Here is a 26981-nt window from a genome sequence, read left to right on the forward strand (position 1 = left end):
CCTCGTGATCGGCCCGGACGGCCGGCTGTTCCTGCGCGACCGGGACGACAACGGCAACCGCTCGACAGGCGCGCCCGAAGTGATCTACGTCGACACGCTGGAGTTCTCCGATTCACTCGGCCTGCTCAACCTGAACGGCATCAAGCTGTACTACAACCACCTGGTGGGCTCGCTCGGACAGATCATCGACGTGCCGGTGCCGGAGCCCGGTGCAGCAGCGCTGGCCGCCACCGCGCTGGCGCTGCTCTACGCGGCGCGGCGCGCGCGCACGATCAGCAGCAGCGGGCGGCCCAGATACTTGTGCGCGGCCGGAACCTCGGACACGAGCCGATCGTCGGCGAGATACTCGGCGGTCTCGAGCTGCGAGAAGCCGGCGTCCGCGATCCGGTTCTGATAGTCGGCCACGCTCCAGGGCTCGGCGCCGAGCCGATACTCGGTGCCGTCGGCCTCGAAGTTGGCCTCGATGCCGGCGCGCGCGAGCTCGGGATGGAAGGCCGAGAACACCAGCCGCCCGCCGCGGCGCAGCGCCGCGAACGACTCGCGGAAGAAGCGGCCGAGGTCAGTCAGGTGCTCGGAGACGAGCGACGACAAGAGCGCGTCGAACACGCCGGCGCGCACGGGGAAGGGCGCGTTCAGGTCGGCCTGTGCCAGGCCCGCCGCCGGCGCGGAGCGCTGCGCGACCTGCAGCATGCCGCGCGAGAAGTCGAGACCCACGGCGCGGGCGCGCGCCGCGCACAGACTCGCCAGGTGTGCACCCGTGCCGCAGCCCGCGTCGAGCACCGCCTCGCCCACGCGCGGCTCGAGCGCACGCAAGGTGACTCTGCGGTCGAGGGCGACCAGCGGATTGGGGGTCGCGTCGTAGGTGCGCGACCAACGGTCGTAGCCTTCGCGCACGCCGGGGCGCTCCACCCGTTTCGACATGGCGCAAGATTAGACGGCCGCCTTGCGGTCCGCCTGAGGTCGCCTACAAACAGACTCCCGATGCGCCTGCTCGCTGCTGCCGGAGTGGCCGTGTTGTGTCTCGGCGCGGTCACCGCCTTCGCCGGGACGCGGCCGTCCAACATCGTGCTCATCGTGACCGAAGACCTGAGCCCGCGACTCGGCTCCTACGGGGACACCGTGGCGCGCACCCCGCGCCTCGACCGGCTGGCGCGCGAGGGCGTGCGCTTCACGAACGCGTTCGCCACCGCGCCGGTGTGCGCGCCGAGCCGCGCAGCGCTGGCCATGGGCGTGTACGCGCAGTCGATCGGCGCGCAGCACATGCGCACGTCGCGCGGCTGGGAAGTGGCTGGCCAGGGCAAGAGCTTCCGGTATCTCGCCGTTCCGCCGCCCGAGCTGAAGGCCTTCCCCGAGCTGCTGCGCCGCGCCGGCTGGTTCACGGTCAACCACCGCAAGACCGACTTCCAGATCGGCGACCCGTTCACGATCTGGGACGAGTACGACCCCGACGAGATGCTGCACTGGCGCGACGCGCCGCCCGGCGTGCCGTTCTTCGCCTGGATCAATCCCGACGTGACGCACGAGAGCGAGATCTGGCCGCCGCGCGACGAGCAGGAGGCCGCGCGACGCCCGCGAGTCACCGATCCGAACGCGGTCGTCGTCCCACCGTTCCTGCCCGACACACCCGTGACTCGCCTCGACCTCGCGCGGCACTACGACAACATCGCGCGCCTCGACGCGCAGGTGGGCACGATCCTCGACGCGCTCGCGGCCGACGGCGTGCTCGACCAGACGATCGTGATCTTCACGGCCGACCACGGCGACGGCCTGCCCCACGCCAAGCGGGACCCCTATGACGCGGGCCTGCACGTGCCGCTGATCGTGCGTTTTCCGGACGGGCGCGGAGCCGGCACGGTGCGCACGGACCTGGTGAGCTTCATCGACATGGCGCCCACCGTGCTGAGTCTCGCCGGCGTCGGGCTGCCGGACTGGCTGCGCGGCCAGCCATTCATCGGCCCCGCGCGCGCGGCGCCGCGCCGCTACGTGTACGCCGCGTCGGACCGCAACGACAAGGTGGCCGGCTACTGGCGCAGCGTGCGCGACGCGCGCTTCCAGTATCTCGTGAACCGCATGCCCGAGCGCCCGCTGCTCGAGAAGCTGAAGTTCCGCGACCTCATGCCCACCATGCGCGAGCTGTGGCGCCTGCACGAGGCCCACGCGCTCACGCCGCTCCAGGAGAGTCAGTTCAGCGCGCCCCGCCCGCGCGAGGAGCTGTACGACACGCGAGCCGACCCCGACGAGACCCGCAACCTGGCGCACGATCCGAGATACGAAGCCGAGCTGGCGCGGCTGCGCGCGGCCCTGGCCGACTTCTCGGCCGAGACCCCGGACTTCTCGCAGATGTCCGAGAAGAAGATGGCGCGGAAAATGTGGCCCAAGCTGAAGGAGCCCGTGACTGCGGCCCCGGTCGCCAAGCGCACGCGCTGGGGCGAGGGCGTGGAGATCGCGCTCGAGTCCGCAAGCCCCGGCGCCTCGATCGGCTGGCGTCTCGCGGGTGACCCGCCGCAGCGCTGGCGGCTCTACGTCGGCCCGATCCACGCCGCGGCGCGCGACGAGATCCAGGCGAAGGCCGTGCGCTACGGCTGGAAGGAGAGCGCGGTGGTGCGCTCCGGGCCCTGAGCGTCGGCAAAGCCGGCGCCCACCGAGGCCGGAAGCACCACGATCTCGCCGTACATCTCGGGCATGTGCGACGGGATGGTGCAGGTGAAACGGAAGATCCCCGCGCGGTCCGCGCGCCAGGTCCCCTGAGTCACCGACTGACCGGGCAGCGCCAGGCTGAGCCCGGGCAGCACGAAGTTGTGCGCGTCGTCCTCCGGGTTCACGAGCGTGAAGTGCACCGTGTCGCCCTCGACCACGGTGAACGAGCTGGGCACGAAGGCGTAGAGCTCCTTGCCTTCGAGCACTCCACCCGGGGAGAAGTCCCGAGCCAGGAACGCGTACGTGGACTCGAGCTCGTGCGTGAGCAGGGGCACCGCGGTCACGACCAGGTCGCGCTCGCGTGGCTGGTAGCGGATCGACGGCGCGCGCGGCGCGCAGGCCGCGAGCAGCAGCGCGGCGCACAGCAGGCTTCGGCAGCGGGCGAGCTCCATCTCGATTTCCTCCCCGCCCTCCATGGCGGCTCGCGCCAGAGACTGCGGCCGACTAGCGCCCGCCGCGCTCCAGGCTGAGCGGTCCGCCGCCGTTCGTGGCGAGGAACAGGAAGACGAAGCAGTACAGCACCGCCAGCTCGCCGTGGTTCTGGATCGGCAGGAGACCGCCCTTCTGGTGCACGCTGAAGTAGGCGACCGCCATCTCGCCGCAGCAGACGAACGCGGCGATCTGCGTGCGCACGCCCAGCGCGATCAGCGTGCCGCCGACGATCTCGATGATCCCGGCGATCCAGAACTGCGACCAGATCGGCGCGCTGCCGCCGGCTTCACCGACGCCACCGAACGCGCCGAACACCTTTTGCGCGCCGTGACACGCGAACAAGAACCCACTCACGATGCGCAACGCGGCATGTCCCGCCCAGCCGATCTTCGAGAGCGCAGACTCCATGGCTCGTGACCTCCCCCCTCTGTGAGTTACTCGGTCCAGGCGAAGCGCGTGCCCTCGGGCGTCGGCGTGGCCCGCAGCGCACCCAGCGCCAGCACGCGGTCGATCTCGGAGCTGGCGAACTCCGGGCGCGTGCCGGTGGCCTCGACCACCGCCGCGCGCAGCTCCGCCACGGGATCGCGCTGGAACGCGGGCAGCCCTTCGATCGTGTCGTTCAGCAAGAGCTTCCAGAGCAGTGACTGGCGGTGGCGCCGCAGGTACATCTTCAGCTCGTAACCCGCGAGCTCGCCGTTCTTGTACAGGCCGTCCTGGTAGCGCAGATAGCGCTCCATGGTGCTGTCGTACTCGTCGGCCACCGCCTTCAGCACGCCCGCGGTCGCGCCGCTGGTGCGAGTCACCACGTGATTCGCGTCGTACTGCGTCCAGTCGTTGCTCAGGATCTCGAGCCCGTACTCCTCGGCGCGGTCGCGCACCTCGGTGCCCGGGAACGGCGCCAGGATGTGGAAGCCGTACAGCGAGCCGAACTCCTGGTGGAGCTCGTTGGCGAAGTCGGTGGTCTTGCGCAGCGTCTCCTCGGTCTCGCCGGGCAGCCCGATGATGAACGAGGCCAGCGCCGTGATGCCCACTTCCTGGGTCATGCGCATGGCCTCCTTCACCTTGTCGAGGTTCGACTTCTTCTTGACCAGGTCGAGGATCTCCTGGCTGCCGCTCTCGACGCCGAAGCAGATCGCCTGGCAGCCCGCGCGCTTCATGGTCTCGACGATCTCGGGCGAGATCGTGTCCACGCGCGAGAAGGCGTTCCAGCGGATGCCGGTGTCGCGCCGGATCAGCTCGCCGCACACCGCGAGGAAGTGTTTGCGGTATAGCGTGAACAGGTCGTCCTCGATCGTGATCTCGGTGAAGCCCAGCTGGGCCAGCGTCTCGATCTCGTCCACGCAGTGCAGGGGATTGCGGTATCTCACCTGGCGCCCGGTCCAGGCCGGCGCCGAGCAGAAGATGCACGAGTACGGGCAGCCGCGGGAAGTCACCACGCTGGCATGGCTGTCGAACGCGAGATAGCGCTGCAGCGGCACCAGCTCGCGCGCGGGCACGGGCAGCGTGTCGAGGTCGTCCTCGAGCGGCCGCGGCGCGTTGCGCACGATCCGGTCACCGTCGCGCAGCGCGAGCCCGCGCACGTCGCGGATGTCCATCCGGCCCTCGAGCGCGCGGCACAGCTCGCGCATGGTGTGCTCGCCCTCGCCGATCCCGATGTAGTCCAGCGCTGGCAGGTCGCGGAAGCTGCCCTCGATCTCGAACGAGACGTGCGGGCCGCCCATCGCGATCGGCACCGCGGAATCGCACTTGCGCACCACTTCGGCGATCGAGGCCGCGATGTGGTGATTCAGCGTGACCGAAGTGATTCCCACCAGCTGCGGCCGGAAGCGTGACATGCGGCGCTCGATCTTCTCGGGCGTGGTGCGCGACAGCAAGAGGTCGAGAATCTCGACCTCGTGACCTTCCGACTGCAGCGCCGAGGCCACGTACGGCAGGGTCACCAGGAGCCGCGGAAACTCCTCGAACGGATACGACGGATTGATCAATAGAACGCGCATGCGACCTCCCACCCCGTGGAAGATCACGGGCGTGCGCGCATTCTATCCGGAGTCGGGGTGGATCAGCGCGGCAGTGAGCGGCCGCGTTCGGACCGGGGCGTCGGCGCCGCACCCCGGCCACCAAGACCCTTGACCTGGCAGCTCGCGTCGAAACGGGGTCGCGCTCGCGAGCGCGCCAGCGACCCGACCGAAGCGGCGCGGGGCTAGGGTGCGGCGGCGGCAGGCGCTCGGCGCAGGTCCGGTGTGTGTTTGCGGAGCAGCGCGAGAAACTCGCTCGCTGCGCGGCCGGATGCTGCGCCGCGCCGCCGCACCGCCACCACGGGCTGCTCGGCGCGCAGACCCGCCACTGCGATCGTGCGCAGCGTCCCGCGGCGCAGCTCGTCGCGGAAGCTGCTCGCGGGCAGGAGCGCGATGCCGAGCCCCGCCTCCACCAGCCGCTTCTGCGCCGTGAGGCTGTCGACGGGCTGGATCACCGGGCGGAGCACACCTGCCGCGCGCAGCAGGCCGTCGAGCGCGAGCCCGGACGACTCCGGATGGCGCGGATCGGGCGGGAACGCGAGCCAGCGTTCGCCGGCAAAGACCGCCAGGCCCTTCACGCGGCGCGCCCGCATGGGGTGATCCGCCGGCACGACGACGTGCAGCCGCTCGCTGCCCAGCGCCAGCGACTCGAGCGCGCGGTCGGGGTCTGCGAAGTAGCGCAAGCCCAGATCGGCCTCGCCGCGCCGCACCAGCGCGCTCACCTCGCGGCTCGTCGCCGTGCGGAGCTCGAGCGAGGCGTCGCCGAAGCGGCGCCGGAAGGCGCGCAGCGCGGTCACGACGTGTGAGTCGGCGAGCGTCCCGACCATCGCCAGGCGCAGTGCGACGGGTGCGCTCTTCGCGCCCGCGGCGCCGCGCACGGCGCGCTCGCCTTCGCGCGCGGCGGCGAGCGCCGCTTCGGCGAAGGGCAGGAGCGCCCGGCCGGCCGGAGACATTCTCACGCTGCGGCCCACGCGCTCGAACAGCTCGGCGTCCAGAGCCTGCTCGAGCTGCTGGATGCGCCGGCTGATCGCGGGCTGCGAGCGGTGCAGGCGCCGCGAGGCCCCGGTGAAGCCGCCGCCCGTGGCGATGGACACGAAGGTCTCGAGCTCGTCCAGGGTCATTCATGCATTCTACGCATGTTTTCGTTCGAAACTATGCATTGGACGAATCGAGGCCGGGCGCCGATCGTCCGGCCATGAGCGACCCCGCGATCTCCCGAGCCACTCGTTTCCAGGCCCTGCACCAACGCCCCGAGCCGCTGCTGCTGCCCAACCCCTGGGATGCGGGCAGCGCGCGGCTGCTCGCCCAGCTGGGCTTCGAGGCGCTCGCCACCACCAGCCTCGGCGTCGCGAACAGCGCCGGACGCCGCCGCGCCACGGCCGCGCAGATCCTCGAGAACGTGCGCGAGCTCTCCGCCGCCACCGACTTGCCGCTCAACGCCGACCTCGAGAACGGCTTCGCCGACTCGCCCGTCGACTCGGCGCGCATGATCGCGCAGGCCTGGGAGGCCGGCGCAGCCGGCGGCTCGATCGAAGACTGCACCGGCAACCCGGCGCAGTGGATCTACGACTTCGGCCTCGCGGTCGAGCGCGTGCACGCCGCGGCCGAAGCCGCGCGCGCCCTGCCCGGCCCGTTCGTGCTGACCGCGCGCGCCGAGGGGCTCTTGTACGAGGTCGGCGGCCTCGACGAAGTGATCCGCCGCCTGCAGGCCTTCGAGCGGGCCGGCGCGGACGTGCTCTACGCGCCCGGGCTGCGCACCCTCTCGGAGATGCAGACCGTGGTGAAGTCGCTGACTCGCCCCGTGAACGTGGTCATGGGCTTCGCCGACCCGAGCATCACGCTCGACCAGCTGCGCGCGATCGGCGTGCGCCGGGTCAGCATCGGCGGCGGTCTCTCGCGCCTGGCGCTGGCCGCGTTCCTCGACGGCGCGCGCGAGATGCGCGCTGGCCGCTTCGGCTTCGTGACCCGGATGGCCGCGCTCTCGGACCTGTGGCCGGCCTTCGCCTGAGCCTCAGCCCGCGAGCGCGGGCAGCTTGTCGCCCTCGAAGAAGCGGCGCGGGTTGTCGACCAGGAGCTTGTCGATGTCCTGCTTCGTGGCGCCGCCCTCGAGGAGCTTGGGCACGATGCGCTTGGTGAAGTGCGACGGCGTCCAGAGCTTCTCGATCTCTTCCAGCACCTTCGGGTCGATCGGCTCGCCGCGCCAACACCACACGGTGTCGTGCGAGACCACGATCCGGTCGCCCGCGCCCTTCTGGATCAGCTTCACCAGCGACTTCACGCGCTCGGCGTCGGGGTGGATGATGTCGAGCCCGAAGCGGTCGAAGCCCAGATACGAGCCGCCGTGCACGATCTTCATGTGATAGTCGTGGTCGCTCGTGCCGCACGAGTGACCGATGATGATCCGGTGCGCGGGCACGCCCTGCTCTTTGAGATACTGCTGCTGCTCCGGGCCCATCGTGCCCCGGTCGGTGTGGGTCGTGATCGGCGCGCCCGTCTCCTTCGAGGCCTTGGCCGCCGCGCGCAGCACGGTCTTCTCGTAGTCGGTGATCACGCCCGCGCTGGTGGCGACCTTGATGATGCCGGCCTTGATGCCCGATTTGCCCACGCCGTCGGTGAGCTCGGCGATCATCATCTCGGCCATGAAGTTCTCCTGCGGGCCGCCGAAGGCCGCGCGTGACTTCCAGTGCGGCGAGCCGCCTTCGTGCTCGTGGTAGAGACCGGTCGCGGCCACGATGTTGAACTTCGACTTCTGGGCCACCTCGGCGATGAACTCGATGTCGCGCCCGAGGTCCGCCGGACAGGGATCGATCATGGTCTTGATCCCCTCGTCCTTCATCTCGGCGACCTTGTCCGCGGCCACCTTGCGCATCTCGCGCTTGGAGCGGCCCGGGCGCGTCCAGTCGGCCTCCCAGCCCGGGTAGCCGACCATCACGTGCTCGTGCATCAGCGTCTTGCCCAGCTTCTCCGACTTGAGCTTCCCGGTCACCGACTGAATCACCGACATCGCAGTGTCTCCCTGTGCTGAGTCACCTCGGGGCCAGGTCGCGCGTCGCTTGGCGTGCGTCGACCCCGAGAGGCAGGATCGCGAGCGCGGGCGTGTCGACGCCCGCATCGACGTAGCGTTGGATGTGCGCGCGGCACTCTTCGGGCGAGCCGTGCACGATCAGCTCGTCGACGACCTCGTCGGGAATGGCGTTGACCGCAGCCTTGCGGTCGCCCTTCTTCCACGCGTCCCACATGCCCGCGAGCTTCGGCCCGCGCCCGAGCCACTCGTGGAACGCCGCGTACACCGGCACGTTGAGATACGCGGCGATGGCGAACTTGGCCATGCTGCGCACCTGCGCCTTGTTGGGGTTGGGCGCGACGAAGATGCGCGCGACGATCTCCTTGTTCGCGCCCCCCTCGCGCACGAACGGCGCGACCTTCTTCACGTCGTCGGCGGACAGCCAGTTGATGATCGCGCCGTCGCCGATGCGCCCGGCCAGCCGCAGCATGCCCTGGCGCAGCGCGGCGACCAGGATCTTGGGCTGCGGGTCGACCTTCACGCCGAGACGGAAGCCGTCGACCTTGAAGCTCTCGAAGTCCTCACTCACTTTCTCGCCGGCCAGCGCCTTGCGCAGGAACTTCACCGAGTCACGCACGCGCTGGTAGGGCTTGTTGAAGGCGATGCCGTTCCAGCGCTCGACGATCACGTCCGACGACGTGCCGATGCCCACCACGAAGCGCCCCGGCGCAGCCTGACACAGAGACGCGACGCTCATCGCGAGCAGCCCCGGCCCGCGCGTGAACGCGGGCAGGATCGCCACGCCCAGCCGCAGGCTCGGCGCCCAGACGGACGCGAGCGCCAGCGGAGTGAGTCCGTCGTAGCCGCCGGCTTCGGCCGACCACACGTCGGTGTAGCCCAGCTGCTCGAGCTCCTGGATCCACTCGCGCTGCGCAGCCAGCGGCACACCGTCGAGCGGAATCGTCATGCCGTAGCGATTCATCCGGACTCCCCGCGGGGCCATTCTACACGGACGCGCCGCGCGGTCCCGCTCGAACGCCCCGCCGGCGGTGGTAGATTTCCGCTCGAGCGAGGGAGGGGCGGACATGGCGGTCACGCGCGAGGTCACGGTCCTGCGGCTCGACGACGGTCGCGAGCTCGCCTATGCGGAGTACGGCGTTCCAACCGGCACGCCGGTGATCGGCTTCCACGGGACTCCCGGCTCACACCGCCAGAACGAGCCCTTCGAGGCGGCTGCGCAGGCCGAGGGCGTGCGCCTGATCGCACTCGACCGGCCCGGCTACGGGCACTCGACCTACGACCCGGACCGCCGGCTGGTCGACTGGCCTCGGGACGTGGCTCGACTGGCCGAGCACCTGGGGCTCGCGCGCTTCGGCGTGGTCGGTGTCTCGGGCGGCGGACCGCACTCGGCGGCCTGTGCCTACGGCCTGGGACCGCAGCTGCTCGGCGCCGCGATCGTGTCGGGCGTTGCGCCGCCCGACCTGCCGGGCCTGCACGAGCACATGATGACCATGAACCGGGTGAGCTTCGCGCTCGCCCGGCAGTCGTCACTGCTCGTGTGGCCGATGATGGCGAGCATGCTCTTCCTCATGCGCACCTTCCCGGACCGCGCGCTCGACGGCATGCTGCGCAGCCTGCCGGAGGCCGACCGGCGCATCCTGGCGCGCCGGGAGATCGCCGACATGTTCCTCGACGAGGCGCGCCACGCGCCGACCACCGCCGCGCGCGCCGCCGCGCAGGACTTCGCCCTGTTCGCGAGCCCGTGGGGCTTCCGGCTCGAGGACATTTCAATCCCGGTGCACGTTTTCCACGGTGACGCAGACGTGAACGTGCCGGTGTCTCACGGGCGCGGCCAGGCCGATCGCATTCCGAACGCCAAGCTCCACCTGTTCCCCGGCGAGGGTCACATGCTCTGCTTCGAGCACGCGCGCGAGATACTGGCGGCGGCAGCCGGCCGCGCCGGCGACGGGAGTCGCTGATGCTGCAGGGGCTGCGGGTGGTGGAGCTGGCGGTATGGGTCGCGGGCCCGGGCGCCGGCGGCGTGCTCGCCGACTGGGGCGCCGACGTGGTGAAGATCGAGCCGCCCGAAGGCGACCCCTGCCGCAGCCTGTTCATGGCGCTGGCCGGCCTGCGCGAGCCGAAGAGCCCGCCGTTCGACCTGGACAACCGCGGCAAGCGCAGCGTGGTGCTCGACACACGCGACCCCGAGGCGCGCGCGCTCGCACGGCGGCTCGTGACCGGCGCCGACGTGTTCATCTCGAACCTGCGGCCCGATGCGCTGGCCAAGCTCGGGCTCGACTGGGAGTCACTCGAGCCGGAGTGCCCGCGCCTGGTGTACGCGAGCATCACCGGCTACGGGCTGCGCGGGCCCGAGCGCGACCGCGCCGCCTACGACGTGGGCGCCTTCTGGGCTCGCACGGGCGCCGAGCACATCATGTTTCCCACGGGCGTCGAGCCGCACGGGATCCGCGGCGGCTTCGGCGACCACGCCACGGCGCTGTCACTCGTGGCCGGAATCATGGCGGCGCTCTACCACCGCGAGCGCACGGGCCGCGGCAAGCGCGTGGCGACCTCGCTCCTGCGCACGGGCCTGTACTGCGTGGGCTGGGACACCGGCATCCAGCTGCGCTTCGGCACGGTCGCGGCCTCGCTCCCGCGCGGCGAGGCGCTGAACCCCGTGCTGAATCAATACCGGAGTCAGGACGGCCGCTGGTTCTGGCTGCTGGGCCTCGAGGCGGAGCGTCACTGGCCCAAGCTCACGCGCGCGATCGAGCAGCCCGAGTGGACCGCCGACCCGCGCTACGCCTCGGCGCGCGACCGGCGCAAGAACGCCGCCGAGCTGGTCGGCGCGCTCGACGCGATCTTCGCCTCGCGCACGCTCGCGCAGTGGGGCGCGCGCTTCGACGAGGTCGACCTGTGGTGGGCGCCGGTACAGACGCAGGCCGAGGTCGTGGCCGACCCGCAGGTGCGCGCGATGAACGGCATCGTGACCGTGCCCGAAGCCGGCGGCGTGGGTGAGTTCCAAGCGGTGGCGACGCCGCTCGAATTCTCGGACGCGCCCGTGGGGCCGCAGGGGCCGCCGCCGCTCCTGGGTCAGCACACCGACATGGTGTTGCGCGAGCTGGGGCTCGGTGCCGACGAGCTCCGCCGGCTGCGCGAGCGGGGCGCGCTCGGGAAGTAGCTTGCCTGCCGGCGTCGAGATCCTGCGCGACGAGTGGGGCGTCGCGCACGTGCGCGGCGAGTCACTCGCCGACGCTTTCTTCGGCCAGGGCTTCGCGTGCGCCGCAGATCGGCTGTGGCAGATGGAGCACGACCGCAGGCGCGCCGCGGGGCGCTGGGCCGAGGCCGTGGGGCCGGTCGCGATCGCGCGCGATGCGTTCCTGCGGCGCATGGGGATCGCGCGCTCGGCCCGGCGCGATCTGGAACAGCTGGCGCCCGATACACGCGAGATGCTCGAGGCCTACGCCGCGGGCGTGAACGCCTGGCTCGCCAGCGGCGCGGCGCTGCCCGCCGAGTACGCGCTCACGGGGCTCGTCCCCGAGCCGTGGCAGCCGTGGCAGTCACTCGCGGTGTACAAGCTGCGGCACGCCTTCATGGGGCCGCTCTACCGCAAGCTGTGGCGCGGCGCGGTGCTGCGCAGCCGCGGCAAGGAGCTCCTGGCGGCGATCTTCGGTGCGGGCAGCGCAGGGGCCGTGGCCGAGCCGCCGGGGGCGGAGCTCGACGCAGGCGCCGGCGCGCTCGCGGCGCTGCCCGAGGGCGACGGCGGCAGCAATCACTGGGCGATCGCCGGCAGCCGTACGGCGTCCGGCAAGCCGCTGCTCGCCGGTGACCCGCACCGCACGCTCGAGCTGCCCAACGTGTACTGGCAGAACCACCTGACTTGCCGGCGCTTCGACGTGGTGGGTCTCTCGTTCGCCGGCGTGCCCGCGTTCCCGCACTTCGGTCACAACGCGCGCGTGGCCTGGTCGATCACGCACGGCATGGCCGACGACCAGGACCTGTACGTGGAGCGCCGCTCCCGCGGCACGCGCGTGAGTCGCGAGCGGATCGCGGTGCGCGGCGCGCCGGCGCTCGAGGTCGAGCTCGCCGAGACCCCGCGCGGGCCGCTGGTCCTGGAGCACGCCGCCAGCGGCACGGGCATCGCCTTGCGTTGGACCTCGCTCGCGGAGCCCGACTCGACCTTCGACTGTCTCCTGCCCATGTTGCAGGCGCGGAGCGCCGCCGAGCTCGAGGCCGCGCAGCGCGCCTGGGTGACTCCCTGCAACAACCTGATCTGCGCCGACGTGGACGGCTCGATCCGCTTTCGTTTCCGCGGCCGGGTGCCGGTGCGCGCGGCCTCGAACCGCTGGACGCCGGTCGCCGGCGACGACGAGTCACGGGCCTGGCGCGGGCACGTGCCCTTCGAGGCCATGCCGGCGCTCGCGGACCCGCCCGACGGGATCCTGGTCGCGGCCAACGACCGGCCCGCCGTTCCTGGAGCACCGTATCTGGGCGTCGACTTCTCGCACCCGGCGCGCGCCCGCCGCATCCGCGCCCGGCTCGAGACGCTGCACGGCGCGACCGTCGACGACATGGCCGCGATCCACGGCGACGACCTCTCGCTCGTGGCGCCGCTGTTCGTCCACGCGCTCGACGGCACCACCGCCGAGGGCGAGCGCGCGCGCGAGTCACTGGCCGAGCTGCGCGCCTGGGACGGCCGCATGGCGCGCGACTCGCGCGGCGCAGCGCTGTACATGGCGTTCCGCGAGCAGCTCACCCTGCTGGCCGGCGAGGCGCTCGGACTCAGTGGCGCCGGCCTGGCTGCGCTCGGCGACGCTGCGCCCGCGCCGGAGCGGCTGGCGCTGGTGTGGAACGCCCTGCCCGCGCTGCTCGCCGCGCGCTTCGTGCCGCCCGCTCCGGCCGTGCCGTTCGACTGGAAGTCACTCGCCGGCGACGCCTTCGCGCGCGCGCTCGCCTTCCTGGAGTCACGCCTGGGACCCGAGCCGTCCGAGTGGCGCTGGGGCCGGGTGCACCGCACGTTCGCCTGGCACCCGCTGGCCGTGGACCTCGAGCCGGCGCGACGCGTGCCCTTGCCGCCGTCGGTGCCGCTGGGCGGCGACGGCGACACCGTGCTGTGCGGGGCGACCGTGCCGGGCTTCGGCCTGCGCGCCACCACGCTCTCGGTCGCGCGCTACGTGTTCGACCTGGCCGACTGGGAGCGCTGCGGCTGGGTGGTGCCGCACGGCGTCTCCGGGGATCCGGCGAGCCCGCACTTCGCGGACCAGCTGCTGGCCTGGACCGAGACACGCCTCCTGCCCATGCGCTACGACTGGCGCGGCATCGAGGCCGCCGCGCGCACGCGCACGCGAGTCGCGCGGCCGGGCGCGTGATGCGCATCGCGCGCGCGTTCTTCGCCCGGCCCGCGCTGGAAGTCGCCCCCGAGATGCTGGGGCTGCTCCTGGTGCACGAGCTTGCCGATGGCACCCGGCTGGTCGGGCGCATCGTCGAGGTCGAGGCGTATCTCGGCGACGGCAGCGATCCGGCGTCCCACTCTCACAACGGCCCGACGCCGCGCACGCAGCCCATGTTCGGCCCGCCGGGACACTTCTACGTGTACCGCAGCATGGGCATCCACCGCTGCGCGAACGTGGTGTGCGAGCCGGCGGGCCGCAGCTCGGCGGTCCTGCTGCGCGCGGCCGAGCCGCTCGCGGGCGAGGAGCGCATGCGCGCGCTGCGCGGCGGCCGCGGCGGGCGGGAGCTGGCGAGCGGGCCGGGGCGCCTCGCCGAGGCGTTCGCGATCGAGCTCGCGCACAGCGGCGCCGAAGCGCTGCGCGGGCCCCTGCGCCTGGAGCGCCCGGCGCGCGCGGCGGCGACGCCGCTCGCGGTCGAGATCGTGGTCGGGCCGCGCATCGGCCTCACGAAGGCGGCCGAGCTCCCGTACCGGTTCTTCGTGCGCGGGAGTCCGCACGTGACGCGCGCGGCGCAGAACGCGCACGCGCGGCCCTGGCGGCGCGCAGCTCGCGCTGGCGGGGGCCACTGACTGACGCGTATCCTGCGGCGCCGTGGCGGAGGCAGGAGCGAAGATCGCGCTCGAGCCGCGCGAGCGCTTCACGCGCGCGCTGCGCGGCGAGCCCGTGGACCGGCCGCCGGTCTGGCTCATGCGCCAGGCCGGCCGCTACCTGCCCGAGTACCGCGAGATCCGCGCGCGCTCGAGCTTCCTCGCCACGTGTGACTCGCCGGAGCTCGCCGCCGAGATCTCGCTGCAGCCGCACCGCCGCTTCGGCATGGACGGCGTCGTGGTGTTCTCCGACATCCTGCTGCCGCTGCGCGCGGGCGACCTCCAGCTCGAGTTCTCGCCCGGCCCCACGGTCGCGAACCCGCTGCGCAGTCTCTCCGACCTGTCGCGGCTCGACGGCGACGTGGCCGCGTCGATCGCGCCCACCTGCGAGGCGCTGCGCCGGCTGCGGCGCGAGCTTGGCTCGCGCGCCGCGCTGATCGGCTTCGCGGGGGCGCCCTGGACCCTGGCCGCGTACGCGACCGAGTCGAAGCTCTCGCGCGACGTCGAGGTGCTGTCGGCCCTGGCCTGGCGCGAGCCCGACACCGCGCTGCGCCTGCTCGAACGCATGGCCGAGATCTGCGCCGAGACACTCCGCCTGCAGATCGAGGCCGGCGCCGACTGCGTGCAGATCTTCGACACCTGGGCCGGCGTGCTCGACCGGCCGCGCTTCGAGAAGTTCGCCGGCCGCGCGCTGCGCGACGTGCTCGCGCGCCTGGGCAAGAGCCGCCCGCCGGTGATCGTGTTCGCGCGCGGGGCGGCGCACCTGCTCGACGAGCTGGTGGAGCTGGGCGCCGACGCCGTGTCACTCGACTGGCGCGTCGACCTGGCCGAGGCCGCGGCGCGCGTGGGCCAGCGCGTGTCACTCCAGGGCAATCTCGACCCCACCGCGCTGCTCGCGCCCCTGCCCGCGATCGCGCGCGCCGTGCGCGAGCTGGTGCGCGCCGGCCGCAAGGCGCGCGGACACGTGCTCAACCTGGGTCACGGCGTGCTGCCCTCGACGCCGGTCGAGGCGGTCGCCACGTTCGTGCGCACGGCGCAGGAAAGTGCCTAGCGCCGTCATCGTCGGGGCCGGCATCGCCGGGCTCGCGTGCGCCAGGGGCTATCTGGGCACGGGCTTCGACGACTTCGTCGTGCTCGAGGCCGCGGAGCGCGCGGGCGGGCCCGCCGAGACGGTCCGCATCGGCGACTATCTCGTCGAGCGCGGGCCGCTCACGGTGCGGGCGAACGTCCCGCTGCTCGGCTTGATCCGCGACGCCGAGCTCACTCCGCTCGCGGCTCGCCGCGCCGCCCCGAGCTTCGTGTCGGACGGCCGGATCGTCACGCTTCCCCCGAGCCTCTGCGAGCTGCTCTCGGGGGCCGTGCTGCCGCTGGGCGCCCTGGCGTCCGCGCTGGCCGAGCCGTTGCGGCCCGTGCGGCCCGGGCCGCGCAGCGTGCGGCAGTGGCTCGAAGAGAGACTCGGCGCAGGAGCGGCCGAGAGACTCGCCGACCTCTTGACGCTGGGCGTCTACGGCACGACAGCCGACCAGGTCGGCTTCGAGTCGGCCTTTCCGCAGCTCGCCGAGTCACTCGCGCGGGCCGGCGGCCGCATCGCGGGGCTCGCGCTGCGGCGGCTGTTCGCGCGCGGCGCGCCGCGCGGGGCCATCGTCTCGACCCAGGTCGGCCTGGGCGGACTGTGCGACCGGCTCGCGGCGGGGCTCGGTCCACGCCTGCGCACGCGGCGGCGAGTCACTCGCGCGCGGCGCGCGGGGCAGGAGTTCGAGCTCGAGATCGCCGGCCCGCAGCCCGAGACGCTGCGCTGCAGGCGGCTCGTGCTCGCGCTCCCGCCCGCCGCCGCCGCGCGGGTGCTCGAGGACGCGCGCGCCGTCGAGCTGCTGAACGGGTATCGCTCGCTGCCGCAGGTGCTGGCCAGCTTCGCGCTGGAAGAGCCGGCCTGTGCCGAGCGCTGGACCGGGCTCGGCTTCCTGGCTCCGCCGCGCGAGAGACTTCCGCTCATCGGCTGTCTCTTCGCGTCGAACCTCTTCCCGGGCCGTGCCCCGTCCGGCGCGCTCCTCCTGTCGGTGTTCGTGGCGCCGTCCCTCCACGCCGCCGGCGACGCCGAGCTCGAGCGCGAGCTCGCGCCGGTGCTGAAGCGACTGCTGGGCGCGGCGCGCGAGCCGGCGCTGCTCGACGTGTCGCGCCACCCCGAAGGCATTCCGCTCTACGACGTCGACCATGCGGCGCGCACGCGCGCGCTGCGGGCCGCGCTTCGTGAGTCGCGCGGACCGGGGCTCTGCGGCGCGGGCTACGACGGCGTGGCGTTCGCGGCGGCAGCCGCCGCGGGCGCCGCCCTGGCAGCGGGCGGCTAGGCGCGCTCGAGCTCGAGCGCGCGCAGCTCGAGCTCCGCCAGCGCCGTGGCGTCGGCCGGCCCGAACACGCGCCCCTGGAGCAGTGACTGCAGCGCGGGCCGCGTGGCCGGGTCCTCGAGCAGGCTCAGGAACACCGGCGGCTTGCGGTAGAACAGAAGGATCAGGTCGCGCCACACCTCGCCGCCGCGGCGCACGGTCTCGTCGTATTCGGCGAAGCGCTCGAGCGCGTGGCCGGGATCGCGCAGCGCGTCGCGGATGGCCTGCGCCGCGAAGCGGGCCGACTCGGCGGCGACCGAGACACCCGACGAGAACACGGGATCGACGAACTGCGCCGCGTCGCCGAGCGCGATCCAGCCCCGCCCCGCGAGCCGCTCGCCGAAGTAGCTCTGCGAGCCCTCGACCGAGAGCGCCGAGAGCGCCTGCGCCTTGCCCAGCCGCGAGGCGAGCAGCGGGTGACTCGCGATCATGCGCCCGAAGAAGGCCTCGCCGTTCTCGTCGCGCGCCAGGCCCGCCTGGCCTTCGCACACGATGCCGACCGAAGTCACTTCGGCGCTGATCGGGATCTGCCAGGCCCAGGCGCGCGGCAGGTCGAACACGTGAATGTGGATCCAGTCCGCGCTGTCGTCGGGGCCGCGCTCCACGCCGCGGAACCAGCCGTGCACGGCGATCTGGTTGAGCCGCGGGTCGTTGCGGCGCGTGCGCAGCTGGCGGCCGAGCAGCGTGGCGCGGCCGCTGGCGTCGGCCACGATGCGCGCGCGGAGTGACTCGCCGCCCGCCACCGTCACGCGCGGCAGGTCGCCCGCGAGGTCGATCGCCTCGGCCCCGGTGCCCTGGCGGATGCGCGCGCCGCGCGCCGCGGCGTGCGCCAGCAAGAGCTCGTCGAAGCGGCTGCGGTCCACGTGGTAGGTGTGGTCCTGCGCGATGCCCAGGTCGGGCATGGCGCGGAACTCGAGCGCCAGCTCGCGCCGGCCGCCGTCGAGCGTGAACAGCGCGCCCCGCTTGCGCACGAAGTCGCCGTGCTCGAGCTGCTGCAGGAAGCCGATCTCGTCGAACACGCGCGTGGTCGAGCACACCAATGACTCGCCGACGTGCGGGCGCGGGTGCACGGCGCGGTCGAGCACCACGTGGTCGATGCCCTCGCCCGCGAGATAGGAGGCGAGGATCGACCCCGCGGGCCCGCCGCCCACCACCACCACGTCGGCGTCGGGCGCGGGCGCCGGCGAAGCCGCCCGTGCCGGCAGCGCGCTGCCCGTCTCTTCCGAGACACCCAGGCCGCGGAACAGCGCGGCGCGCGCCGCGAGAGACACCGGGTCGGCCAACGGGCGCGGGCGGCCGAGCGGAATCGCCACGATCTCTTGCACGCGCGCGGGCCGGGGGCTCAGCACCAGCACCCGGTCGGCGAGCTGCAGCGCCTCGTCGATGTCGTGCGTGACGAGCAAGATGGTCTTGCGCTCGGCCCGCCAGATACCCAGCAGGTCGGCGCGCATCTGCAGCCGGGTCAGATAGTCGAGCGAGGCGAAGGGCTCGTCGAGATACAGCACGTCGGGGTTCGCGGCGAGCGCGCGCGCGATCTCGACCCGCTGCCGCATGCCGCCGGACAGCTGCCGCGGGTAGGCGCGCTCGAAGCCGGCCAACCCCACGCGCTCGACCCAGTGCGCCACGGTGCGCGCGCGCGCGGCGCGTTCGAGGTGCGACAGGCCGAAGCCGACGTTCTCGGCGACCGTGCGCCAGGGGAAGACGGCGCTCTCCTGGAACACGAAGACCCGCCGCCGGTCGGGACCACGGACCGGCTCGCCCTGCACGCGCACCCCGCCGGCGCTCGGGCGCAGGAAGCCGCCGATCACGTTCAAGAGCGTCGACTTGCCGCAGCCGGATGGGCCCACGATGCACACCAGCTCGCCCGTGGCGACCGAGAAGTCGATGCCGTCGAGCACGCGGATCGGCGCGCCGCCGGCGCTCGACGGATAGTCGACGCGCAGCCCGCGGACCTCGATCGCCTCAGTCACTCGTCTGCCCCGCCGCGGGGTCGCCGAAGCGCCAGCGCACCGACTCGAATCCTTCCAGCCTGCGCATCGCGCCGTCGAGCAGGAGCCCGATCACGCCGATGATGATCATGCCCGCGATCACCAGGTCGTAGCGGTTGCCCGCGTTGCGCGAGTCGATGATCAGATACCCCAGACCCGAACGCAGCGCGATCATCTCGGCCGCCACGACCACGAGCCAGGCCACGCCCAGCGCGATGCGCATGCCGACCAGGATCTGCGGCAGCGCGGCGGGAAACACCACGTGGCGCAGGAGCGCCCAGCGACTCACTCCGAAGTTCTCGGCCGCGCGCAGGTAGCGCGGCTCGATCGTGTGCACGCCCGAGGTGGTCTGAACGATCATCGGGAACACCGACGAGATGAAGATCAGGTAGATCGGCGAGGCGTTGCCCACGCCGAACCACAGGATCGCGATCGGGATCCAGGCGATCGGCGAGATCGGGCGCAGCACCTGGAACAGCGGGTTGAGCGTCGTGTAGGCCGCGCGCACACGGCCCATCCACAGCCCGAGCGGCACCGCGAACGCGAGCGCCAGCGAGAAGCCCACGGTGACTCGCAGGAGCGACGCCGCGATGTGCCGCCACAGCGTGCCGTTCGCGGCCAGCTCGACCGTGCCCGCGGCGACCTGCCCGGGCGTCGGGAAGATCGCGCTGTGCGTGGCCGCGACCAGCGCCCACCAGGCGGCCACCAGGGCGGCGGCGGCGGTCAGCGCCGGAAGAGCTTGCTTCCACCTGCCCATAGCGCTCTCGACCACCCCCTGAATCGCCATGCTACCCGGGCCCAGGGCGTTTCGGGCGTCGGCTGGACGACGACCGTGAGCTGCCCCGACAGATGCGCGGTGCAGGCGAAGGGATAGCTCGACGCGAGCGCGAACGGGAGTCGGAAGCTCTGGCCGGGCATCAACAGAGTCGGGCCGAAGGTCTGCGGCACGTCGTCCAGGTTTCGCAGCACCAACACGTCCTGGAGCCCGAGCGTGAGGTAGAGCGTGTCGGGCAGGATCTCGACCGGGTCACCGGCCATGCGCCGCGCCCAGGTGCCCTTCGGGATCTCGAACACCTGCTCGCGCGAGCCGACGCGCACGGGAGTCAGTGCCACGGCGCCCAGGCCGGCCAGCGCGCCGACCGCGAGCGCCGCCGCGATGCGCGCGCGCCGGGTCACGGGCCGAGCAGGATCGCGACGTCGTGCGCGTAGTCCTCGGCGGAGTGACCGTAGGGCATGAGCGCGCGCAGGCTGCCGCTCCGGTCGATCAGATAGGTGAACGACGAGTGCGAGTAGCCGTAGCTCTGGCCCGAGCCGCGTCTCTCGGCGCTGACTCCGTAGTCCTTGCGCACCGCGGCCAGCCGCTCCTCGCTGCCCGTTCCGCCCAGGAAGGTCGCGTCGAAGCCCGCGAGATACTGCTTCATGCGCGCGGGGTCGTCGCGCGCGGGGTCCACGGTCACGTACACGACCTGCACCTGTGCCGCGCGCGCGCCCAGCTTCTTGCGCGCCTCGGCCAGGGTCGCGAGCGTGGTCGGACACACTTCCGGGCACGAGGTGAAGCCGAAGGCGAGCAGCACGACCTTGCCCGCGAAGCGACTCAGCCGCAGCTCGGCGCCGTTCGAGCCCGACAGCGCGAAGTCGGGTGCGGGGCGCGGCGGATCGAAGGACCCCGCGCGCAGCTCGGCTGTGTCCGCCGCGGCCGTGACGGCCGCGAGCGCGAGCGCCCAGGCGCAGGCGCTAGAGCGGAATCGCCGCCGGCTGCGCGTTGCGGGCAAAGCTCTCGTCCATGTATTTGTCGTACGGGATCTCGTGCTGGATCGTGCCGGCCTGCAGCGAGAGCCGCATCAGGTCCTCGAACTCGCTGCGGATCATGCGCAGGTCGCCGTAAGTCACGCGGTCGCTCGGGTTCTCCATCACGTACTTCAGGATCTTCGGATCCTGGTTGAAGTAGTCCTGGCCGGCCGCGATCGCCACCGCCTTGTCGCGGTTCCCGGGCGCGGCATCGAGCCACATGCCCGCGCCCAGCACCTGGTTCACGAGGTCCTGCACGAGCGGCGCCTCGTCGCGGATCAGCTCCTCGCGCACGGTGAGCACGCAGCAGATGTACTTGGGCCACTCGTCGCGCGTCATGCGCAGCGGCCGGGCCCAGCCCGCGCTCTGCGCGGCGGCGCCGAACGGCTCACCGGTGCAATAGGCATCGACCGCATTGGCGTAGAGCGCGGCCGGCATGTCGGGCGGCGGCATCTCGACGATCTCGATCTCGCCGACCGACATGTTCTCGCGCGCGAGCATCTTGCGCAGGAACAGGAAGTCCACGGCGAAGCGGCTGGGAATGGCGATGCGCTTGCCCGTGAGCTGCTTGAACTGCTGCACCGGTGACTCGCTGCGCACCATGATCACGGCGCCAGAACGGTGCCCGAGCGAGACGATCTTCACCGGGATGCTGCGGTCGGCCAGATCCATGACCAGGGGCGCGAGCATGTAGGCGGCCGAGATCCGGCCGGCCATGAGTGACTCCTTGATCTCGGGCCAGCCGCCGTATTTGCTGTACTCGAAGCGGCGACCGCCCGGACCGGAGCTCGCGGCTCTCGCGGCGCACGCGACCGGCAGCGTGAGGTTGCAGGTCACCGGCAGGCCGCCGACGACCAGCGTGTTTGCGTCCGTCCCGCCCCGGGAGCAGGAGAGACTCGCCAGGGGCGACGCCGCAGCGAGCGCGAGCGCGCCCTTCACGAAATCTCTGCGGGTCAGCATCCGGGGCGGATTCTGCCGGTGCTGCGCGGGAGTGCGCAACCGAGACGCAACTCCGGGTAAACCGGCCCCGGGCCTGGGGAGTCCAAACGGACGTGGAAATTGCGGTCGCGCGCGCGAAGGCGGACGTTCCCTCTCTCATGGATGCGGAGGAGTTCGCGCGCTTCGCGGAGGCGCGGCGCGGGCGCGCGCTGCGGCTCGCGTTCCGCCTGCTCGGCGGCGACCAGGCCACGGCCGAGGACGTGGTGCAGAACGCCTTCTTCCGGGCCTATCGCGGGCTCGGCGCCTTCCGCGGCGAGGCCAGCCTCGACACCTGGTTCTACCGGATCCTGGTGCGCGAGGTGCAGCGCCAGCGGCGCTGGCAGGGCGTGCGCCGGCTGTTCTGGGCCGACCCCGAGGCCGCGCCCCCGGCGGTCGACCCGAGCCCGCGCCGCGACCCGGGCCTGCGGCGGCGCATCGCGGCGGCACTCGAGCGCCTGTCCGCCGGCCAGCGGGAGGCGTTCGTGCTGGTGCACCTGGAGGAGCTCACGGTGGCCGAGGCGGCCGAAGTGCTGGGCAAGGCGGTCGGGACGGTCAAGAGTCACCTGCACCGCGCGCTGGGCGCTCTGCGCGAGGACCTCTCGGACCTGCGCGGACCTACACCAAACGGTGACACGGCGAAAGAGGAATACGAGTCATGAGCGAAGATCGCCGCTGGATCGAGACACTTCGCGAGCAGTTCCAGCCCGAGCCCGTGCCCGAGGCGCGGGCCGCCGAGCAGCGCCGCGCGCTGCGCCAGGGCCTGACCCGGCCGGCGCGCGGGCCGCGCATCGCCTGGCCCGCGCTCGCGGCGGCCATGGCGGCGGCGGCGCTGTATCTCGCCCTGCCGCGCGCGACCCCGACGACGCCAGGCGACGCCGGCGCCAGCCTCGCCGAGAGCGACGCGCTGGTCGACCCCGACGCCTACGCCAGCGAGCTCGCGGGCGACCCCGGCTATCTGCCGGCGGACTACCAGGGTCTCGCGCTTCTCCTCGACGACGACGCTGCCGATCGGTAAACCGCGGACAGGCGCGGCGGGTCGAAACAGTCAGGACAAGGAGGTCCTCTCCATGCGACCGTTCAAGAGTCTCTCCCTCGCCGCGCTTTTGTGCGCGCTGTTCGTGTCACCGGTTCGTGCAGACCCCAACGCCCCGACGGGCGGACCCGGCGGTCCCGGCGGACCGGGGATGGAAGGGCGGCTCGAGAAGCAGCTCGGCAAGCTCGGCCTCTCCGACTCACAGAACCAGAAGGTGCAGGCGATCCTCACTGCCGCCAAGCCGCAGCGCGACGCGATGCGCGGCCAGATGCGCCAGGCGTTCCAGGACATGCGCAGCTTGCTCGACCAGGACGCTCCGGACCAGAACGCGGTCATGGCGCAGGCCGACCGCATCGGTCAGCTCCAGACCCAGGCCCACAAGGACATGCTGACCACGCTTCTCGCAGTGCGCGCCGAGCTCTCCCCCGCTCAGCGCGCACAGCTCCGTGAGTCGATGCACGAGCACATGCAGGGCCGCTGGCACCGCTGGCACCACGGTTACAACCGCGGTGGTCAGGGAGCTCCGCCCAGCGGCGGCGCGCCCGCCCCAACCCCAGAGACGTCTCCGGAGGACTGATCTCTGAGACGTCACTCCCTCGCGTATCTGCTCACGGCCGGCCTCACCGCTTGCGCGGTGGGGCCGGACTACGTGCGCCCCGAGTCCGCCGCACCGGATGCGTGGCGCACGCCGCTGGCCGGCGGCCTCGCGGCGCTGCCGCCCGACCAGGCGGCGCTCGCGCGTTTCTGGACGACGCTCGGCGATCCGATGCTCGACCAGCTCGTCGAGCAGGCGCTCGTCCACAACTACGACGTCGCGCAGGCCGAGGCCCGGCTGCGCCAGACACGCGCGCTACGCGACTTCGCGATCGGCGCATTCTTCCCGCACATCACCGGTAACGCCGGCGGCCAGCACAGCCAGGCCACCGGACGCCAGACGAGCAACAGCATCTCCGTGACCAACTACTTCGCCACCCTCGACGCCAGCTGGGAGATCGACGTCTTCGGCCGGCTGCGCCGCGGGCTCGAGGCCGCCAACGCCGACCGCGACGCCGCCGTGGAGAACCTGCGCGACGTGCAGGTCTCCCTGGTCGCCGAGCTCGCGCTCACCTACGTCGACGCGCGCGCGCTGCAGGAGCGGCTGCGCATTGCCGAGGCCACGCGCGCCTCGCAGTCCGAGACGTTCGACCTCACCGACTGGCGCGCGCAGGCGGGACTCACCACCGAGCTCGACGTGGAGCGCGCGCGCTCGGCGCTCGCGACCACGGAAGCCGTGATCCCCACGCTCGAGACCGCGCTCGCCGCCGACATGAACGGCATCGCCATCCTGGTCGGCGCGCCGCCCGGTGACCTCACCGCGCTGCTCGCGCCGCCCGAGCCCATTCCCGTGACTCCCCTCGAGGTCGCCGTCGGTGTCCCCGCGGAAACGCTCGCGCAGCGTCCCGACGTACGCCGCGCCGAGCGCGACCTCGCGGCGGAGACCGCTCGGGTAGGCGTCGTCACCGCCGACGCCTACCCGAGCCTGAATGCCCTGGGCTCGATCGGGCTCGAAGCATTGTCCCCGCCCGGCCTGCTCGAGGCCGGCGCCAAGACGGCGACGCTCGCGGTGAGCGCGTCGCAGACCCTCTTCAAGGGCGGGCAGGTGATCGCCACGATCCAAGCGCAGGAGGCCGTGCGCGACGAGGTCCTGGCCTCGTACCAGGCCACCGTGCTTTCCGCCCTGAACGAGGTGGAGAATGCGCTGGTGGCCTACGCGCAGGAGCAGGACCGCCGCAAGGCGCTGGCCGAGGGCACGGCCGCGGCCGAACGGGCGCTCGTGCTGGCGCAGGACCAGTACGGCTCGGGGCTGATCGACTTCCAGGTCGTGCTCGACGCGCAGCGCTCGCTGTTCCTGCTGCAGGACCAGCTCGCCGCGAGCGAGGGTCAGGTCACGTCGAACCTGGTGCGCCTGTTCAAAGCGCTGGGGGGCGGATGGACACCGGGAACGACTTCGTGAACGAGCTCCGGGAGACCCCGGCGAGCTCGGAGATCGAGCGCACGCTCGGCCTGCGCGAGTCACTCGCCGCGCGCATGAAGAATCGCTGGCTCGGCTACGGCGGGCTGGCGGCGCTCGTCCTCCTGGCGCTGCTCGTGCTCGCGCTGCGCGGCGGCAACGACGGCGTGCGCTTCACGACCCAGCCCGCGCGGCGCGGCGAGCTCACGGTGACCGTGACCGCGACCGGCACGCTGCAGCCGACCAACCAGGTCGACGTGAGCAGCGTGATTTCGGGCATCGTCCTGTCCGTGTCGGCCGACTTCAACGACACGGTGAAGGTCGGACAGGAGCTCGCGCGGCTCGAGACCACCAAGCTCGAAGCGCAGGTGCAGCTGTCGCGCGCGGCAATCGATTCCGCCGAGGCGCTGGTCAAGCAGTCCCAGGCGAACCTCGCCCAGGCCGAGAGTCAGATCGCGCGCCTGGAGCACGTGCGCGAGCTCTCGGGCGGCAAGGTGCCGTCGCAGGCCGACCTCGACACCGCCAAGGCGGCGCTGCTGTCCGCGCGCGCCAGCGTGTCGAGCAACCAGGCGGCAGTCACGCAGGCCAAGGCGACGCTCGCCAGTCAGCTCTTCGACCTGTCGAAGGCGACGATCGTCTCGCCCATCAACGGCCTGGTCCTGGTGCGCTCGGTCGAGCCGGGCCAGACGGTGGCGGCCTCCCTGCAGGCGCCCGTGCTCTTCACGCTGGCCGAGGACCTGACGCGCATGGAGCTGCACGTGAGCGTCGACGAGGCCGACGTCGGCCAAGTGAGCGAGGGCCAGGCGGCGACCTTCACCGTCGACGCGTGGCCCGACAGACACTTCAACGCCAAGGTCCAGCAGGTGCGATACGGCGCCCAGACGATCGAGGGCGTGGTGACTTACGAGACGGTGCTCGAGGTCGACAACGGCGAGAAGCTCCTGCGCCCGGGCATGACCGCGACCGCCGAGATCACCGTGAACCACCTGGCCGACGCGCTGCTCGTGCCCAACGCCGCCCTGCGCTTCCAGCCGCCCGCGCGCGAGGCCGGGGCGCAGGGAGGGCTGTTGAGCGCGCTCCTGCCCATGCGCCGCTTCGGCGGCCGCCCGAGCGAGCCGCTGAACCCCAAGCAAGCGCGCGTGTACGTGCTCGAGAACGGCCATCCCAAGGCGGTGCCGATCTCGCCCGGACCCAGCGACGGCACCTGGACCCAGGTGAAGAGCGGCGAGATCCAGCCCGAGACCGAGCTGGTCACCGACTCGGTCGCGGTGCACAAGTGACTCCGCCGTGAACGAGCATCCCCCCGTCATCGAGCTGCGGCAAGTCAGCAAGATCTACGGCACCGGGCAGGCCGCGGTGGCCGCGCTGCGCGGCATCGATCTGTCGATCGAGCGCGGTGACTTCGTGGCGGTCATGGGGCCCAGCGGCTCGGGCAAGTCGACCTGCATGAACATCCTGGGCTGTCTCGATTCGCCGACCTCGGGCTCGTACCGGTTCGACGGCGTCGAGGTCGGGCGGCTCTCGCGCGACCAGCGCGCGCGGCTGCGCCGCAACTATCTCGGCTTCGTGTTCCAGGGCTTCCACCTGCTGGGCCGCAGCACCGCGCTCGAGAACGTGGAGCTGCCGCTGGTCTACCGCGGGCTCTCCGCCCAGGAGCGTCACCGGCGCGCCGGCGCGGCGCTCGAGCGCGTGGGTCTCACGGGCTGGGCGAGTCACCGGCCCAACGAGCTGTCCGGCGGCCAGCAGCAGCGCGTGGCGATCGCGCGCGCGATCGTGACCCATCCCGAGGTGCTGCTGGCCGACGAGCCGACGGGCAACCTCGACCAGAGCCGCGGGCGCGAGATCATGGAGCTGCTCACCGAGCTCAACCGCACGCAGGGGCTCACGATCGTGATCGTGACCCACGACGAGCACCTGTCGCGCTGGAGCAACCGCGCCATCCGCTTCCTCGACGGCAGGATCGTCAAGGAAGGCGAGGAGGCCGCCTGATGCTGTGGTCGATGGTGCGGCTGGCGCTGCTCGCCATACGCAGAAATGTGTTGCGCTCGTCGCTCACGGTGCTGGGCATCGTGATCGGCGTGGCCGCGGTGATCACCATGACCACGATCGGCGCGGGCGCCACGGCCAAGGTCACCGCCGACATCGCCAGCCTGGGCACCAACATGCTCATGGTGCGCCCGGGCCAGGGCTACGGGCCGGGCGGCGCCCGCGCCGACGCCCCGCCCTTCAAGATCGAGGACGCCGACGCGATCCAGCGCGAGATCTACGGCGTGGCTGCGGTCGCGCCCACCGCCCAGAAGCAGGTGCAGGCGATCTCGTCGGCCAAGAACTGGTCGACCACGGCGACGGGCGGGACCGCGTCGTTCCTGATCGTGCGCAACTGGGACCTGGCGGGCGGCCGCGCCTTCACGGAGGGCGAAGAGCGCGCCGGCAAGGCGCTGTGCATCCTGGGCGAGACGGTGCGCCGCGAGCTGTTCGGCGCGGCCGATCCCGTGGGCCAGCGCATCCGGCTGGGCAAGCTCACCTGTCAGATCATCGGCCTGCTCGCTCCCAAGGGTGAGTCGAGCTTCGGCCAGGACCAGGACGACGTGGTGCTCGTGCCGCTGCGCTGGCTGCAGCGCACGCTGGTCGGCAACAC

At 72.3% G+C, this 26981-nt stretch carries 27 protein-coding genes; 15 read left to right on the top strand and 12 right to left on the bottom strand.

Features of this window, described 5'->3' with window-relative positions; genetic code table 11:
- Positions 1-246: 246 nt before the first annotated feature.
- Positions 247-921: a class I SAM-dependent methyltransferase gene (locus tag VMR86_07900; GenBank protein HTO06970.1), complete on the bottom strand. Its 675-nt coding sequence runs from the start codon at positions 919-921 to the stop codon at positions 247-249.
- Between the two features lie 60 nt (positions 922-981).
- On the opposite strand from VMR86_07900, the gene VMR86_07905 reads away from it, so the two are divergent.
- Complete coding sequence (locus VMR86_07905; GenBank protein HTO06971.1) at positions 982-2619, top strand: sulfatase; 1638 nt, start codon at positions 982-984, stop codon at positions 2617-2619.
- Here VMR86_07905 and VMR86_07910 read toward each other — a convergent pair.
- The 4 genes from VMR86_07910 to VMR86_07925 all read right to left on the bottom strand — a co-directional run bounded on the left by VMR86_07910 (position 2577) and on the right by VMR86_07925 (position 6265).
- Positions 2577-3089 (bottom strand): hypothetical protein, encoded by a 513-nt coding sequence (locus VMR86_07910; protein HTO06972.1) that lies wholly within the window; start codon positions 3087-3089, stop codon positions 2577-2579. The two genes, VMR86_07905 and VMR86_07910, sit on opposite strands and share 43 nt — an antisense overlap.
- A gap of 52 nt (positions 3090-3141) precedes the next feature.
- Positions 3142-3537, bottom strand: a complete 396-nt coding sequence (locus tag VMR86_07915) for a DoxX family protein (GenBank protein HTO06973.1) — start codon at positions 3535-3537, stop codon at positions 3142-3144.
- Between the two features lie 26 nt (positions 3538-3563).
- Positions 3564-5126, bottom strand: a complete 1563-nt coding sequence (locus tag VMR86_07920) for a radical SAM protein (protein ID HTO06974.1) — start codon at positions 5124-5126, stop codon at positions 3564-3566.
- A 203-nt stretch (positions 5127-5329) separates the two neighbouring features.
- Complete coding sequence (locus VMR86_07925; protein ID HTO06975.1) at positions 5330-6265, bottom strand: LysR family transcriptional regulator; 936 nt, start codon at positions 6263-6265, stop codon at positions 5330-5332.
- Positions 6266-6339: 74 nt separating this feature from the next.
- On the opposite strand from VMR86_07925, the gene VMR86_07930 reads away from it, so the two are divergent.
- Positions 6340-7152, top strand: coding sequence for an isocitrate lyase/phosphoenolpyruvate mutase family protein (locus VMR86_07930; protein HTO06976.1), 813 nt, complete (start codon positions 6340-6342; stop codon positions 7150-7152).
- Positions 7153-7155: 3 nt separating this feature from the next.
- Here VMR86_07930 and VMR86_07935 read toward each other — a convergent pair whose 3' ends face one another.
- Positions 7156-8148 (bottom strand): phosphotriesterase-related protein, encoded by a 993-nt coding sequence (locus VMR86_07935; protein HTO06977.1) that lies wholly within the window; start codon positions 8146-8148, stop codon positions 7156-7158.
- Between the two features lie 22 nt (positions 8149-8170).
- The gene (locus tag VMR86_07940) at positions 8171-9130 is read right to left on the bottom strand and encodes an LLM class F420-dependent oxidoreductase (GenBank protein ID HTO06978.1); all 960 of its coding nucleotides are present in this window, start codon (positions 9128-9130) and stop codon (positions 8171-8173) included.
- Positions 9131-9233: 103 nt separating this feature from the next.
- On the opposite strand from VMR86_07940, the gene VMR86_07945 reads away from it, so the two are divergent.
- From VMR86_07945 to hemG, 6 genes are read left to right on the top strand one after another with little or no spacing between them, the layout of a single operon-like run.
- A complete protein-coding gene (locus tag VMR86_07945; GenBank protein ID HTO06979.1) occupies positions 9234-10127 on the top strand; it encodes an alpha/beta hydrolase in 894 nt (297 codons plus the stop codon).
- Entirely contained in the window at positions 10127-11329 is a 1203-nt protein-coding gene (locus VMR86_07950) for a CoA transferase (GenBank protein ID HTO06980.1), read from the top strand. The genes VMR86_07945 and VMR86_07950 overlap by 1 nt, the downstream gene beginning before the upstream one ends.
- A gap of 1 nt (position 11330) precedes the next feature.
- A complete protein-coding gene (locus VMR86_07955; GenBank protein ID HTO06981.1) occupies positions 11331-13517 on the top strand; it encodes a penicillin acylase family protein in 2187 nt (728 codons plus the stop codon).
- Complete coding sequence (locus tag VMR86_07960; protein HTO06982.1) at positions 13517-14167, top strand: DNA-3-methyladenine glycosylase; 651 nt, start codon at positions 13517-13519, stop codon at positions 14165-14167. Before VMR86_07955 ends, VMR86_07960 begins: the two co-directional genes overlap by 1 nt.
- 22 nt (positions 14168-14189) lie before the next feature.
- On the top strand, positions 14190-15236 hold the full coding sequence (gene hemE / locus VMR86_07965; protein ID HTO06983.1) for a uroporphyrinogen decarboxylase: 1047 nt from the start codon (positions 14190-14192) through the stop codon (positions 15234-15236).
- The gene (gene hemG, locus VMR86_07970; GenBank protein HTO06984.1) at positions 15229-16530 is read left to right on the top strand and encodes a protoporphyrinogen oxidase; all 1302 of its coding nucleotides are present in this window, start codon (positions 15229-15231) and stop codon (positions 16528-16530) included. Before hemE ends, hemG begins: the two co-directional genes overlap by 8 nt.
- Here the strand turns inward: hemG and VMR86_07975 are convergent.
- The 5 genes from VMR86_07975 to VMR86_07995 are packed head-to-tail and all read right to left on the bottom strand — an operon-like array spanning position 16527 to position 21302.
- Positions 16527-18536, bottom strand: a complete 2010-nt coding sequence (locus VMR86_07975) for an ATP-binding cassette domain-containing protein (protein ID HTO06985.1) — start codon at positions 18534-18536, stop codon at positions 16527-16529. The two genes, hemG and VMR86_07975, sit on opposite strands and share 4 nt — an antisense overlap.
- Positions 18529-19311: an ABC transporter permease gene (locus VMR86_07980; GenBank protein ID HTO06986.1), complete on the bottom strand. Its 783-nt coding sequence runs from the start codon at positions 19309-19311 to the stop codon at positions 18529-18531. Before VMR86_07980 ends, VMR86_07975 begins: the two co-directional genes overlap by 8 nt.
- A complete protein-coding gene (locus VMR86_07985) occupies positions 19278-19730 on the bottom strand; it encodes a hypothetical protein (GenBank protein HTO06987.1) in 453 nt (150 codons plus the stop codon). The genes VMR86_07980 and VMR86_07985 overlap by 34 nt, the downstream gene beginning before the upstream one ends.
- Positions 19727-20326: an SCO family protein gene (locus VMR86_07990; protein ID HTO06988.1), complete on the bottom strand. Its 600-nt coding sequence runs from the start codon at positions 20324-20326 to the stop codon at positions 19727-19729. The genes VMR86_07985 and VMR86_07990 overlap by 4 nt, the downstream gene beginning before the upstream one ends.
- The gene (locus VMR86_07995; protein HTO06989.1) at positions 20289-21302 is read right to left on the bottom strand and encodes an ABC transporter substrate-binding protein; all 1014 of its coding nucleotides are present in this window, start codon (positions 21300-21302) and stop codon (positions 20289-20291) included. Before VMR86_07995 ends, VMR86_07990 begins: the two co-directional genes overlap by 38 nt.
- 137 nt (positions 21303-21439) lie before the next feature.
- Between VMR86_07995 and VMR86_08000 the strand changes: the two genes are divergently transcribed.
- From VMR86_08000 to VMR86_08030, 7 genes are all read left to right on the top strand, one after another.
- A complete protein-coding gene (locus VMR86_08000; GenBank protein HTO06990.1) occupies positions 21440-21979 on the top strand; it encodes an RNA polymerase sigma factor in 540 nt (179 codons plus the stop codon).
- Positions 21976-22335: a hypothetical protein gene (locus VMR86_08005; GenBank protein ID HTO06991.1), complete on the top strand. Its 360-nt coding sequence runs from the start codon at positions 21976-21978 to the stop codon at positions 22333-22335. Before VMR86_08000 ends, VMR86_08005 begins: the two co-directional genes overlap by 4 nt.
- Positions 22336-22387: 52 nt before the next feature.
- Positions 22388-22930 (top strand): Spy/CpxP family protein refolding chaperone, encoded by a 543-nt coding sequence (locus tag VMR86_08010; GenBank protein HTO06992.1) that lies wholly within the window; start codon positions 22388-22390, stop codon positions 22928-22930.
- 27 nt (positions 22931-22957) lie between these two features.
- Positions 22958-24346 carry an efflux transporter outer membrane subunit gene (locus VMR86_08015; protein HTO06993.1) on the top strand — a complete coding sequence of 463 codons (1389 nt, stop codon included), beginning with the start codon at positions 22958-22960 and terminating at the stop codon, positions 24344-24346.
- Positions 24343-25623 carry an efflux RND transporter periplasmic adaptor subunit gene (locus tag VMR86_08020; GenBank protein ID HTO06994.1) on the top strand — a complete coding sequence of 427 codons (1281 nt, stop codon included), beginning with the start codon at positions 24343-24345 and terminating at the stop codon, positions 25621-25623. Before VMR86_08015 ends, VMR86_08020 begins: the two co-directional genes overlap by 4 nt.
- A gap of 7 nt (positions 25624-25630) precedes the next feature.
- Positions 25631-26332, top strand: a complete 702-nt coding sequence (locus tag VMR86_08025) for an ABC transporter ATP-binding protein (protein ID HTO06995.1) — start codon at positions 25631-25633, stop codon at positions 26330-26332.
- The coding region (locus VMR86_08030; protein ID HTO06996.1) for an ABC transporter permease at positions 26332-26981 on the top strand (650 nt) is incomplete at its 3' end. The genes VMR86_08025 and VMR86_08030, both read left to right, overlap by 1 nt.

This window comes from Myxococcota bacterium (assembly GCA_035498015.1).
Taxonomy (GTDB): domain Bacteria; phylum Myxococcota_A; class UBA9160; order SZUA-336; family SZUA-336; genus VGRW01.